The organism is Myroides pelagicus (assembly GCF_009711055.1).
Classification (GTDB): domain Bacteria; phylum Bacteroidota; class Bacteroidia; order Flavobacteriales; family Flavobacteriaceae; genus Flavobacterium; species Flavobacterium pelagicum.
The window spans coordinates 28855-42911 of sequence record NZ_WMJY01000025.1 but is presented as its reverse complement, the minus strand read 5'-3'; the positions used below and the strand labels follow the sequence as shown (position 1 = coordinate 42911).

Sequence of the window (14057 nt, the reverse complement as noted above, 5' to 3'; positions counted from 1 at the left end):
TCGGCTGAAGAAATAATCTTCAGCCTCCTACTCGATTTTTAGTCCTTTTTATGTGTCTTTAATTTGAGTAGTACTTAACCATTACTTTACAATCACATAACCTTATAGTATCAGTGTTTTTGTACTTTTTTGACACTTATTAGAAAGCACATTAAAATTACTTTATGCAGACAGAAGAGGAAAAGATCAAAAGGTGTATTCAATATTTAAATCAAGAATTGAGTGAAGAGCAAGGGATAAGTTTTGAAATAGATATGCTCTTTGATCAAGAGTTGAATAAGTTGTATACACGCTATCACAAGATTTGGGGAAATTATCCTACTAATAGCGAGGTATTAGCTAGCTCTTATCAAAAAAAGAGGTTCGCATTATCTTTTTCAAAACCATATTTATATGTAGCGAGTATAGCTGTTTTTATGGTTGTTGGTTTACTGTTTTTGTTTTCTTATAGCAGTTCGGCTACTACGAGTGAGACTGTACTTAAACAAACCTTTACAAATTATACGCCTGTGAATAAGCGCATTCGATTAGAAGATGGAAGTCTTGTAGTATTGCGTCCTGACACGGAAATCACGACCTATTTTAACGATGATAAGCGTCTATTGTGTTTGGAAGGCGAGGCTTATTTTGAAGTAGCTCATGAAGCTCAACGTAAGTTTATTGTTCGTCATCTTGATTTTGACGTTGAGGTATTGGGAACTGTCTTCTCGGTTAATACAAATACACGTACAAAAGAAATTGCACTTATTTCAGGAAAGGTAGTTGCTAAACTAAATAACGGAACAACTATAGAGCTGGCACCTAATGAAAAGCTTTTGTGGAAACCAAAGGTAGGTGAATTAAAAAAGACAAAGCTGGAAGTGAGTACACAATTGAACTGGCTTAGTGATGTTGATTTAACTTTTAATCAAGATCCTTTAATTGACGCACTAGACAAGATAGAGCGATATTATCAATGCACAATTATTGTCGAGGATCAAGCTTTAAAGAAATTAAAAGTAACAGGAAGTTTTACTCATCTTTCTTTAGAAGAATTATTGACTTCTTTGAGCTTTATTACCCATACAAGTATCCAAACTAACCCCAATAATGTCTATAAATTAACCCCTCATGATTTTAAATAATAAGTCCAAACAGACAGCTGAACAAGAAGATTGTTTGCTGTTTGATCGAATTACTTTAGGTGATGAGAAAGCTCTTGAGTTGTTTTATACAAAGTATTATGATTATTTGTGTCGATTCGCTAGAAGCTATGAAAAAGACTTTTACACCATTGAAGAGAAAATCTCAGATGCTTTTTATTATCTGTGGATTAACAGAGAGAAGTTAACAGAAGTCAAATCTCCTAAGGTCTATGTTTTTACCATGGTTAAAAATATGTTGCTCAAGGATACTGCTCGTACACGTTTAGGGTTATTGCAGATCAATACTGATGAGCATGAGTATGCTCTTCCAGAAGGGAATATAGAAGATAAGATCATTGGTAGAGAACAAGAGGCACATACTAAAAAGTATATGCTCAATGTTCTATCACATATTCCTCCTCAGTCGTTGCGTGTCTTTGAAATGTGTCGAATTGATGGAATGAAATATAAGCAAGTAGCCGAGATTTTAGGAATCTCAGTCAAGACAGTGGAAAGTCATATGTATAATGCTATGCGCATTATTGAAAGGTATTTAACTAAAAATAAACTATAGAAACAAACAACTCAACACGATGAAAAAAAAGTATTTACTCGCTTGTGTGTGCTTTGCTGCACTTACTACACAAGCAGCTGATAGGTGGTCTCATACTACAGATAACGACGGTCATCTTGAGACACTCTTAGCGATAGACAAAGTAAAGATTAATGCACCAACTACTTTGCGAGACATTATTAAAGTAGTGGAGAAAACAACCGATAATCGCTTTGTATACCTTTCAGATTCAATCGGATTAAACCAACCATTCGATTTATCTGGGGAGTTTGAAGTAAATCACTTGTTAGATTTAATGGCACAGTCTTCTAATCTAGAATTCAAACATGAGGGGAAGAAGATTTTAGTGCGTGAATCTCAACAGCAGCAGAAAGATTTAGTTCTACGTGGACGTATTTTTGATGAACAGCAACAGCCACTTATTGGAGTTGATATTAGAGATACGGCTAATAGATATGTTGCCACTACGGATATTAATGGAAACTTTGAATTAAAGACTAAAGAGGCTCCGGTGACCGTTATCTTTTCTTATACAGGGTATAAAACGATAACTCAGACATTCTCTAGGAGTACAAGTAAAATTCATTTGCAACTCCACGAGTTTACGGAGATGCTAAATGAAATTGTAGTAACTGGTCAAGGAGCAGATATGCAGCGTAAGCGATTGGCTAATAATGTGACAGTGATTAAGGCTACCGATATTGATAAATTACCTTCTCAACGAGTAGATCAGTTATTGGCAACTCAATTGCCTAATGCACAGATTAATTTGACAGGTGGACAGAGTGGTTCTACTTCTTTGATACGCTCAAGAGGTGTAAACTCTGCTTTTTTAAGTAGTACACCAATTATTTATATCGATGGAGTTCGTTTAGATAATAATAATACTAGAACTGCTTTAGGAGGAAGTGTTCAAGGCTCTTCAATGAGTTCAATAGCTGATATTCCAGTGGATAATATTGAGAAGATTGAATTTATCAATGGTGGTGCTGCTACGACGATGTATGGATCCGATGCTGCCAACGGTGTAATCCAAATCTTTACTAAAAAGAGAGGAATGCCAGGTACGTATGTGAATATACATACAGAGATGGGGGTAGAAACACCAACAACAGACTTCTTGTATTTTGAGCGTACAAAGGATTTGTTGTTTCAAAATGGCTTTTATCAAAAATACCGCTTGAACTTAAACGGAGAGTCAGATAGTGGATTTGGTTATAACTTTGCTACGAGTTTTAAAAACTCTTCAGGGGTTCAAATCCATAACCAAAATGAGAACCAACGCTTTGATTTAAGTTCTGGATTTAGAGCAAAGCTTTCAGAAACGGTTGCTTATGAAAGTTCTTTCCTTTACGTTTATAATAAGTACAAGAGAAATAGAAACGGTAATCAAGGTGGTTATACAGGGTTATGGTTTGCAGAAGATGGTGCTTCTAAGTTTACAGGTCCTGGATTTAATAATAGACTTGACGAAATGGACACTGCTGAATTCGATCTAATGAAAGACTTTGTGAGTAATGCAGAGCGTTTACAGGACAATAGTATTAATGTCAATCGATTTACCACTTCTCAGCAATTCAAATATAATCCACTTGAGAATTTGAGCTTTAAACTTGTAGGAGGACTAGACTATCGCATTCAAGATCAAAACGATATCCAAACCAATGAATATCTGTCACTAACAAAAGGACAAGAGATTACGGATCAAGGAAATATTACTAAAACACAGCGTAAATACATCGGTCTGACTCTTGAATTCAATGGGCAGCATACATTAAAGTTAAACGATTTTTCTTTCATTACAACTGTAGGTGGACAATTGTTTAGAAATTCTGATAAACAGACTTTGATCAAGGGTACGAATATACGCGATGGAGCACATTCTATCTCTGAGGCTGCCATTCGTACTAGCGAAGAGTATATTGCTGAGGTATTGAACTACGGTTTTTATATACAAGAGAATATTGGTTATAAGGATAAGCTTTTTTTAGATTTAGGGGTTAGAGGAGATCGTAATCCGTCATTTGGTAAGAACATAGGTACACAGTATTATCCTAAAGCAGGAGTGTCTTATTTATTATCTCAAGAGCAGTGGTTTCCAACAGCGTTATTTAATTCAGTACGTCTTAGAGGTAGTTATGGAGTAGCAGGAAATTTACCTCCTGCTTATGCCAATGAAAAAACAATCTCTTTTGATGGCTTTGAAGGGGATCAAGCAGCTCAGTTTGCACAACCAGGTAATGATGATCTTAGACCAGAAAAAACCCATACATGGGAAGGTGGTGTAGATTTCTCTGTTTGGAATAATCGCGTAACGCTAGGGGTAGGATACTATTATTCTAAAACAAAAGATGCTTTATTTTATGTACCACCAGCACCGTCTTCGGGATACACAAAGAGTCAATTGTATAATATTGGTGAGATTGAAAACAAAGGTTTTGAGTTAAACTTATCCGTTGTTGCTATTGATAAAGCTGATTGGACTTTGATGGTTAATGGATCGTTGAATACTTTGAGTAATCAAGTGTTGAGTACTGGTGGTGCTCCAGCATTTAATATCAATGGCTTTAGTTCACGTACGTTGCAAACGGTCGTAGAAGAAGGTCAGCCAGTTGGATTTATTCGTGGAAATTACGGAGTGTTCGATGAGAACGGCGTATTGGAAAGTACAACGCCTCAGTCGTATTTAGGTACAACTATTCCTAAGATGTTTGGTAATTTAGGTTTGAATTTAAGGTATAAAGATTTTAATTTATTTGCCAATGCCAATTATCAAACAGGTGCTTATGCAGCAAATTGGGATGCACAGTTTAGATACTATTATGGCGCTTCCGAAGACTTTATTCCTGCTGGGGAAATCGAAGCTAATGGTCGAAAAAACTGGTTAAATATGACCAATCGCTTTGTTGAAAAGACAGATTATTTGAAAATACGTACTATTGGTCTTACTTATGCATATCGCCCTGCCGACAAGCAATTTTATAAAAGTGTAACATTTGGATTAACAGTGAGTAATCCATTCAACTTTACCTCGTCTTCTTTTGATCCAGAGGCAACCATTAGTGGTGCTGCACAAGGACAAGGTGGTGCTTCTACAGGGGGGATTGCTTATGCAACTTATTCTGCTCCTCGTCAATTTTTAGGATCTATTAAAGTTAACTTTTAAACTATGATTACATCGATGAAAAAAATAATATGCCTAGCAGTCTTAGCTTTTAGTTTTTCTCTAACGGGCTGTGTAGATAATCCTTATGTGACTGAAGATAATTATTTAGATAGACCTTACGCTGGCAAGAGCTGGATTGTCGGTCTAAAAAAGCAATTAGCACTGACGACCAACTCGGTTGTAATTAATACAGAAATTACTTCTGATAATTATTACAACAATTACTCTCAATATACTAAGGTCTTCGATATTCCTCAAATTGACTATTTCGATCCTGATGTTGATCGCCTACAGGCGAGTATTCAAGCTTTGCGTGAAATGGCTGTTTATGGATTAGAAACGGTTTTGCCTAAAGATGAAAAGCTGACGCAATCAGAAATTGCTTTTATGCATTTTTGCAAAGGGTATTCTTTTTTATTAGCAGGAGAGTTATTTGTTGGTTTACCAACAACTAGTCTAGGTCCAGTTGCTTCTTCACAAGAATTGTTGAAGTTGAGTGTATCAAGTCTTGAGACTGCTTATGCACTTAGTGAAGAAGTCGAAAACAAACAAGCGTATGCTCTACTATTAGCTCGTGCTAATTATCGATTAGGTAATCGCGAACAAGCAAAACAATATGCTCAACTGGCAAGTGCTAATAATCAATTGCTTTATAAAGTGACTTTTGACGGTGAAAATGGGGTAGCAAATGAAATGCAAAATGCAACCTTTGATGCCTTACCTAATCGATTAGCTCCTTTGCCGCGTTTGGATTTTTTGGATCCTAAGTTTTTCTCTGTAGGAGTACCAGCTAGTGATCAAAAAGCTGTGGCTTTAGCTAAAGTTGAAGAAGCTCATTTGATTTTAGCTGAGTTAGCTATTGCTGATGGAATAGTGGATTTGGCTAAAGAAGAACTCTATAAAGTACTTCAAATTATTCAAACTCGCCCAACAATGATGGTTGATGATAGTCGTGAAAAGAGAAATGGTGGTAAGCGAGATGATTATCCATTGACAGCTGTTGGTGTAAAGTTTGACGCGGAGGCGCCTGTTCGCGAAGGTTTGGTATTGGACAGACAACAAGGAAAAGTTAAGGTATATACTGTTTCAGGCACGAGCATAACAACTGACCAAATAGCAAAGGCTAGTTCAATAGATGAGGTATTGTACTTAGTATATTTGATGAGACAAGAAGTGTTTATCAGTGAAGGAAGACGTTTAGCAGATTTAGGAATTAAATACCCCATTTCTCAAATTGAAGCAGGTAATAATACACATGTAACAGCTGAATATACAAAGGCTTTAATTCCTGCTTTTATTCCTTTGGATTACGGTTTGGATGATTTTAGTGTTGATCCTGTTACCCAAGAGGTAACTATGGCGTATGATATGAATCGCGTGTTAGTGACTAATAAGACAAGTCCGTATGTAATGCCAATTTTAAAATAATGAAGAGAATTATTTATTTTATAACCACTATTTGCTTGTCTGTAGCTTCGGCTACAGCACAGCAAATAGAACATGTTGTCTTAGTCAGTATTGATGGTTTTAGACCTGAGTTTTATAAGGATAATACAATGCCTACTCCTAATATTCAATGGTTAGCCGAACAAGGAGTTAATGCTAAAGGTGTAAAAACTATTTTCCCTTCGGTGACTTATCCTTCACATACGACTTTGATTACAGGAACTTTGCCTTATCAGCATAAGGTATATTACAACACGACTATTGGGGAAGATGGCAATCCTGGACAATGGATTTATGATAGCAAGTCTGTCAAAGCACCAACGCTTTGGCAAGCCGCAAAACAGCAGGGTTTAACTACAGCTGCTGTATCGTGGCCGATATCGCTACACAATGATTTTATTGACTATAATATTCCTGAAATTTGGAATTTTAAGCAACCAATGGATCGTCTGTCTGCTACATTAAAATACGCTCATCCTCAAGGTTTATTTGAAGAGATTCTGACAAAGGCTATCGGAGAGGTTGATCAGGATAAGTATAATTTAAGTAGTTTGGCTATGGATCAAAACCTTGGTCGGGCAGCAGTTTTTATCTTAGAAGAATACAAACCTAATCTATTGACGGTTCATTTGCCAAATACAGATGGAGCTCAACATGCGGTAGGTAGGGAAGGTATAGAGGTTAAACGAGCTATCGCAGGAGCTGATTTTGTCATTGGTTCTATAATTGATGCCTTGAAACGCAGTGAAATATATGAGCAATCCTTGATTGTTATCACAGGAGATCACGGTTTTGTGAATACTAGTATGAGTATTTCTCCTAATGTATGGCTTGAAGATGCAGGGTTAGCTGAGCAAGCGTATTTCTTCAGTACAGGTGGAAGTGCGTTTTTAGAACTAAAAGACAAGGCTGATAAACACACTGTTAGAAAGGTTAAGCAAATGTTGCTTGACTTGCCTATGCGCTATCAAGATATGTTTGAGTTAATAGAAGAAGATCAGTTAAGGGCTAGAGGAAGCAAACAAGGGGTGTCTCTAGCTATTTCTGCACGAGCAGGTTATTCTTTTTCAAACAAGAAAGAAGGGGAAATACTTTCTGCTACAAAGGGAGGAAAACACGGTCACTACCCAAATAATCCTGAGATATTTACAGGTTTTATTGCTTTTTCTCCTGTGATGAAGCAGAGCAAACAATTAGAGATTATTCACTTAGAAGATATAGCACCAAGCATAGCTAAGGTTTTAAAGTTAGCCTTGCCTCAAGCTGATGGTACAAGTGTTTTGGGTGGTGTTATAAAATAGAGTAACTCTTTTTAATTGCTTTGTACGCTAACCTCCTCATTTATTTACTAGTTTAGTAGGTGAATCTAAATGGGAAACCAATTTTATCGTTTATTTATTTTGATAGTCAATGCTTTGGATTTATTCGAAGCATTGACTTTTTTATCCAAACGCACTAAATAGTTTAATACCAAATCCCAAAAGCATACTGATCACTAATACTAATCCTGTATTGATATTTTTGTGTAGTAGCATTATACCCAAAATGATTAAAGCTATTAATAGATTAGGACCATCAGTTATTGATTCTTTGATTAATGAAATACAAGTTGTAGCAATTAAAGCAACAGCAGCTACATTCACACTTTTTAGAATAAGTTGAAACAAATCAGAATTTTTTAATCGATGAACCAGTGGTTTGATAAGTATGACAAAGAGAAATGACGGCAAGAAAATAGCAATGGTAGAATAGATTGCTCCTGGCCAGCCATTTATTTGATAGCCAACAAAAGTCACAGAGGAAAATACAGGGCCTGGTGTGATTTGACCAACTGTAATGGCATCAATGAGCTGATTAGTTGTCAAAAATCCTTTAGATACTAGTTCTGTTTCTATAAAAGAAAATAAGACATACCCACTACCATATAAAATACTCCCAATCTTGAGAAAAGTAAAAAATAACTTGATGTTGATACTATCGCTAGTCAATAGGGCAAAAGGAACTAGGCTGTATAAATTAGTGCTTTTTCTCTTTTTAATGAAGTGATAAGTGGCTGCTATAGCTGCAGCTGTGATTAGTAATGTGAGCTCTGATAATCCAAATAGTGAAAGAAAAAATATACTTATTCCTAGGATAGTCAGCCATATGTTGGTGAATAATTTGACACTTAGTTTGTATACTAAAAGTCCGATAATTACAATAATAGCTGGTTTTAAACCATAGATGAAAAGTTCGACTTGTGGTAGTTTTCCATATAAGGTGTAGAAGTAAGCAAGCGTTCCTGTAATCCCAACTGCAGGTAATATAAAACAGAGTCCTGCTATTAATAGTCCTTTCCACCCTCTAGCCGTATATCCGATATGTATAGCAAGTTCAGTACTATTTGGACCAGGTATAAGGTTTGTGATTCCGATTAAGTCGAGAAACTCTTGTTGATCCATCCAATTGCGTTTTTCTACAACTTCTCTTTGCATCATGGCTATGTGAGCAGCAGGTCCTCCAAAGCCAATAACTCCCAGTTTGAAAAATACAGCGGCTAATTCTCTTAACGAAATGGTTTCTTTCATAAATCTGTTGAATTGCTTAGCCTTCAAATAAGATTAACTAAGGCCTCAGCGATTGTTTTATTGTTTCGCAAGGCAAGATACTAAAGTATTTTTAGTAGGACGAAGAATGAATATTAAGAATAAGTGAATAATCTCAATAGCAAACGCTTTTAAATAGGGAGTATTAAATATGTAAAGTGGAGGGTAACTCTTTTTCTTTTTTCGTTTGATATATTCACATAGTTTCTTTTTCCTTCTTTTATGGGGGGATGGTTGAGGTATACGTGCAGTATTCTTGACCTTTTCTTGCCAAGAGAAGCGTTTTTGGGAGGTATTCTGGAGGTATACTGCACTATTTCTGCAACGTTGGCAACAAATAACCTAAAGGAGAATAAAATTCGAGACGTAAATTTTTGAGTAATTAACCAAAGCGTAGTCAATTGAGAATTTATTAGTAGAAAATAAAATGTTATTTAAAATAATTCTATATAAGATGTATTGTAGCAGTAAAGTTGTTTATATTTGATCCCAAACAAGAAAAAGTATGAGATTCAATTCAATTTTACAATTAGGTTTAGCAATGATTTTAACACTTGTGTTTGCAGGATGTAATAAAGAAGTTATACCAGAGAAAGCAGTTCCGGTGACCAACTTTGATGTTGACCGTTATCTAGGAAAGTGGTATGAGGTAGCACGTTTTGATTTTAAGTTTGAAAAGGATTTAGACAATACGACGGCTACCTATAGCTTGGACAAAAGTGGGAATATTCAAGTCATTAATCGAGGGTATAATTATGTAACAAAACAGTGGAAACAAGCGGAAGGAACAGCTAAGTTTAGAGACGATCAAAAGACTGCAGCCCTAAAGGTGAGTTTCTTTGGTCCCTTTTATTCGGGATACAATGTGATAGCTTTAGACGAAGACTATAGGTATGCTCTAGTAGCAGGAAAAAATTTAGACTACTTGTGGATATTGTCAAGAGAGACAACCATTCCAGAAGCTATAAAGGAACAATATTTAGCTTTAGCAAAACAAGTTGGATATGATACTTCTCGATTATTGTGGGTAAAACACGATGAAGAAAAATAGTAAAAAAGATTAATATCGTTGCAAAACTATGAATATCACAATTTTGCGATTGTTAAAACTTCTTAATAAACCAAGTGAAGGCTAGACTTTTCTTTGGTAATTAAATTAAATTTTTATTTTTGGCAAACGAAGTAAATTATAACATTTTAAAAAGAAATTAATTATCTATGAGGCAATTGGACAAAACACCTATTGAGAGGATGGTATCACCGATACAGCGATTTATGCAACAAGAAAAATCTGGAGGTATCGTTCTTGGTATTAGTGTGATTATAGCGTTAATATTAGCAAACACATCATTTAAAGAACAGTACCATCACATACTAGAGTATAAATTTGGATTTCAATGGGCAGGCAATAGCTTCTTTGAATATAGCATTCACCACTGGATTAATGACGGGTTAATGGCTATCTTTTTCTTTGTCGTAGGACTAGAATTAAAAAGAGAGATTGTAGCTGGAGAATTATCAAACCCACGCAAAGCAATGCTTCCAATTGGAGCGGCATTGGGAGGAATGATAGTTCCTGCATTAATATATGTGATATTAAACACTTCGGGAGAGGCTTCTAGCGGATGGGGAATTCCTATGGCAACAGATATTGCCTTTGCATTGGGAGTTTTGTATTTATTAGGAAGTCGTATTCCATTGACATTAAAAGTTTTCTTAACAGCATTGGCAATTGTAGATGATTTAGGAGCGGTACTAGTGATAGCTTTCTTCTATACATCAGAGATTTCTACGTTACATTTAATCATAGGTGCAGCTATTTTATTAGTGATGTACTTAGGGAATAAAATGGGAGTTAGAAATATCTTGTTTTATGCAATTTTAGGTATTGGTGGAGTTTGGACAGCATTTTTGCTTTCAGGAGTACACGCGACAATTGCAGCAGTATTAGCAGCCTTTACAATTCCTGCAAATGTGAGAATTAGCGAGAAAGTATATGGTGATAAAATGCAGAGTTTGCTAGATAAGTTTAGAGGGATTGATCCGAATGACAAAATTCCTACATTGACAAACGAACAGTTGCATATCTTAGAAGAAATAGAGCATACAAGTAGTGCTGCTACGCCACCATTGCAACGTTTGGAGCATATGATGCACCCGATGGTTACCTATTTAATTATTCCTATATTTGCTTTAGCTAATGCGGGGGTATCTTTGGATATTGATATGGATCACTTGTTTAGCACTAATGTAGCTATCGGTGTAGCCCTTGGTTTATTAGTAGGAAAAGTAGTAGGGGTAGTAGGATTTACAGTGCTTTTAGTAAAATTAAAAGTAGCTCCTTTCCCTGAAGGAATGAATGTGAAAAATCTATTAGGACTAGGTTTACTAGCTTCTATAGGATTCACAATGTCTTTGTTTGTAACTTCACTAGCATTCACTAATGAAGAGTACATGACTCAAGCAAAGATAGGTATTTTTGTAGCATCCATCATTGGTGGTGTACTAGGCTATATGGTTTTGAGTAAGTCGACGAAATAATAATTTAAATGACTAATAAGTTTTTTGATTACATCAATCTTCACAAAGGAGAGGAGAAGGGGGAGAAAGTCCTTGAAAGTATAAGAGCTAATATAGCTTTTAAAGGGGCAAATCTTTGGATTTTGGCATGTGCAATTATTATTGCATCGATAGGGTTAAATGTCAATTCCACAGCGGTGGTAATTGGAGCCATGTTGATTTCTCCATTGATGGGGCCTATTGTAGGAGCAGGTTTTGCACTTGGCACCTATAACTTTCTATTATTGAAGATTTCTATTAAAAATTTGGTAGTAGCGACAATTGTAAGTTTAGTTGTCTCTTCAGTTTATTTTTATTTAAGCCCATTTAAAGATGTACAATCAGAATTACTTGCTCGTACTGCTCCGACGATTTATGACGTGTTGATTGCCTTTTTTGGTGGATTAGTGGGAGTGATTTCAATTACTCGTGTAGAGAAAGGAAACCCTATTCCAGGAGTAGCGATTGCTACAGCCTTGATGCCTCCTCTGTGTACAGCAGGATATGGTTTAGCTACTTTCAATTTCAGCTACTTTTTAGGAGCATTTTATCTATATATGATTAACTGTTTCTTTATTTGTATAGCTACATTCTTAGTGATTAAATATTTGAAGTACCCTACAGCAACTACATTAGATACAGAAAAGGAAAAGCGCATACGATATGGTATTAGTTTGTTGATTCTTGTATTGATTATACCAAGTTTCTACTTGGCATATAACTTATTTAATGAGAAAAAATTTACGAAGACTGTTGAGGAGTTTATCAATACTGAGTTTACTGCTAGAGGGGTTACTGTTATCTACAAAAAGATTAATTATAATTCTACACCACGTAAGGTGGAATTAGCTTTCTTAGATAAGAAGTTGACAAAGGAGAATATAGAGATGTATAATCGTTTACTTCAGGATAAAGGAGTAGATAATGTTTCTTTGACTTTCAAGCAAGATGAACAAGACATCAAGTCTGAAATCATGAAGGAAATTAATAAACAAAATAGTAGTCTATCAGAGAAAGATGTAATCATCAATGAACTCAAACATGAATTGGCAAAGTATAAAGTTACAGAGCCAGGTCTAGTGAAAGAAATTGGCGTATTGTTTCCTTCACTGGAAGAAGTAACCTTAGGAAAAGTAGAACGAAATACAGCAGTGGATCAGTCACGTGTAGATTGGTTGTTGATGTATAAAGATAGTGTAGTACCTATTAATGCTGAAAAGCTGCGTATTAGTACATGGCTAAAGGCTCGTTTACAAGTAGATACTGTATTGGTCGTAAATACCTATCAACCAATTGTACCCGTTAAGGAGTAACTTATTAATCAAAATATATCAAAAGCCCTCTATTCATTTATGAGTAGGGGGCTTTATTTTTTTTGGTATAGATGCTGTAAATATATTGTTAAAATGAAGTAAATTGTCCTTTGTAAAAAAGGAAAAAGATGGAAATAGTAGTTTTAGTTTGCTTGAGTGTTTTATCTATATTGATAGGTTTGTCAGGTGTTTATATGACGATGTTAGAGTTTGTACCGATTCGCTGGGTATATTATATGAACAGGGTACGCTTACCATGGGCAATTATAATTTTATTAATTGCAGGGGGATTGACATTTTATTGGTCTTACCACAGGTATTGGTTGAGTTGTATTGCTTTTGTATTAACAGTTTTGGGTGTGTTCTTGGCTTATCGATTAACACAGGAGCGCATGTTTGCTGCAGTAGACTTCCCAGAAGTGGAAGCAGTTACAACAGATGGTTTACTGCTTGATGACAGTGAGCTAGCCGTGATAGAGTACAATGGAGTGACAAAGTGCTATCCTTTAGATTATGTCATCCATCACCACATTATCAATGATCAGTTTGGCTCTAAGACCGTGTCGTTGACCTATTGTGCAATGTGTAGAAGTATTATTCCCTTTGATGTTACCGATATAGGGCCTTTATATGTTAGCTCGTTTAAACATGCCAATATGATAGTTTCTGATCGTAAGACAGGAACTTTTTATCAGCAGGCTAACTTCCAGTCACTTATAGGGAAACTACACCCTAGTGAATTAATGGCTATCCCTTTTCAGATAGCGACTTGGGAAGAAGTAAAGAAAATGATTAAAAAACCTGTTATGCCAGTATTGAAAAAAGAAGATTTAACCCCTTTTGAACTTCCAATTAAAGGATTGTGGAAGAGGATTGTAGCTTCTGAGCTGACGCCAGGATTATCTAGTAAAAATAAGGATAAGACCTTTCCTGCTAGAACACAAGTGATAGGTATTGTAGATAAAGTAAATAACAAAAGTGTTGTTTATTTAAAACAAGCTATTTTGGCTCAAGGATTGGTTGTGAACCAAACTGCTAATTTCTTTTTAGTAGCTCACCAAAACAATGTGATTGGTTTTCGATGGGATCATAGAAAAGAATTAGCGTTAGATTTATCAGCTAGATATATTACAGCAGAAGGAGGAGCTCAACGTTGGGACTTGAATGGAAAGTATCAATCGGGAGAAGATAAGCAGGATTTAGAACTCATTCGTTTGTCAGATGAGTATTGGTTTTCGTGGAAGCGCTTTCATCCTACTACAGAGGTTATTGATTTGTTATAATAAAGAG

Annotated in this window: 10 protein-coding genes; 9 read left to right on the top strand and 1 reads right to left on the bottom strand. The window is 35.6% G+C overall.

Annotated elements, in window-relative coordinates:
- The first annotated feature begins 164 nt into the window (after positions 1–164).
- Genes GJV77_RS10965 through GJV77_RS10945 form a run of 5 tightly spaced genes read left to right on the top strand, consistent with a single transcriptional unit; the run spans position 165 to position 7611 of the window.
- The gene (locus GJV77_RS10965) at positions 165–1124 is read left to right on the top strand and encodes a FecR family protein (protein WP_155036401.1); all 960 of its coding nucleotides are present in this window, start codon (positions 165–167) and stop codon (positions 1122–1124) included.
- Positions 1111–1698, top strand: coding sequence for a sigma-70 family RNA polymerase sigma factor (locus GJV77_RS10960; RefSeq protein ID WP_155036400.1), 588 nt, complete (start codon positions 1111–1113; stop codon positions 1696–1698). Before GJV77_RS10965 ends, GJV77_RS10960 begins: the two co-directional genes overlap by 14 nt.
- Before the next feature lie 19 nt (positions 1699–1717).
- A complete protein-coding gene (locus GJV77_RS10955; protein ID WP_155036399.1) occupies positions 1718–4864 on the top strand; it encodes a TonB-dependent receptor domain-containing protein in 3147 nt (1048 codons plus the stop codon).
- Positions 4865–4879: 15 nt separating this feature from the next.
- The gene (locus GJV77_RS10950) at positions 4880–6292 is read left to right on the top strand and encodes a tetratricopeptide repeat protein (RefSeq protein WP_155036398.1); all 1413 of its coding nucleotides are present in this window, start codon (positions 4880–4882) and stop codon (positions 6290–6292) included.
- A complete protein-coding gene (locus tag GJV77_RS10945) occupies positions 6292–7611 on the top strand; it encodes an alkaline phosphatase family protein (RefSeq protein WP_155036397.1) in 1320 nt (439 codons plus the stop codon). The genes GJV77_RS10950 and GJV77_RS10945 overlap by 1 nt, the downstream gene beginning before the upstream one ends.
- Before the next feature lie 141 nt (positions 7612–7752).
- Here the strand turns inward: GJV77_RS10945 and chrA are convergent, their stop codons facing one another.
- A complete protein-coding gene (gene chrA, locus GJV77_RS10940; protein WP_155036396.1) occupies positions 7753–8877 on the bottom strand; it encodes a chromate efflux transporter in 1125 nt (374 codons plus the stop codon).
- A gap of 559 nt (positions 8878–9436) precedes the next feature.
- Here chrA and GJV77_RS10935 point away from each other — a divergent pair.
- The 4 genes from GJV77_RS10935 to GJV77_RS10920 all read left to right on the top strand — a co-directional run bounded on the left by GJV77_RS10935 (position 9437) and on the right by GJV77_RS10920 (position 14050).
- Positions 9437–9946, top strand: coding sequence for a lipocalin family protein (locus tag GJV77_RS10935; RefSeq protein ID WP_240142858.1), 510 nt, complete (start codon positions 9437–9439; stop codon positions 9944–9946).
- A gap of 167 nt (positions 9947–10113) precedes the next feature.
- A complete protein-coding gene (gene nhaA / locus GJV77_RS10930) occupies positions 10114–11436 on the top strand; it encodes a Na+/H+ antiporter NhaA (RefSeq protein WP_155036394.1) in 1323 nt (440 codons plus the stop codon).
- Positions 11437–11444: 8 nt separating this feature from the next.
- On the top strand, positions 11445–12767 hold the full coding sequence (locus GJV77_RS10925; RefSeq protein WP_155036393.1) for a DUF389 domain-containing protein: 1323 nt from the start codon (positions 11445–11447) through the stop codon (positions 12765–12767).
- Positions 12768–12895: 128 nt separating this feature from the next.
- Complete coding sequence (locus tag GJV77_RS10920) at positions 12896–14050, top strand: DUF3179 domain-containing (seleno)protein (protein WP_155036392.1); 1155 nt, start codon at positions 12896–12898, stop codon at positions 14048–14050.
- The last annotated feature ends 7 nt before the right edge of the window (positions 14051–14057 follow it).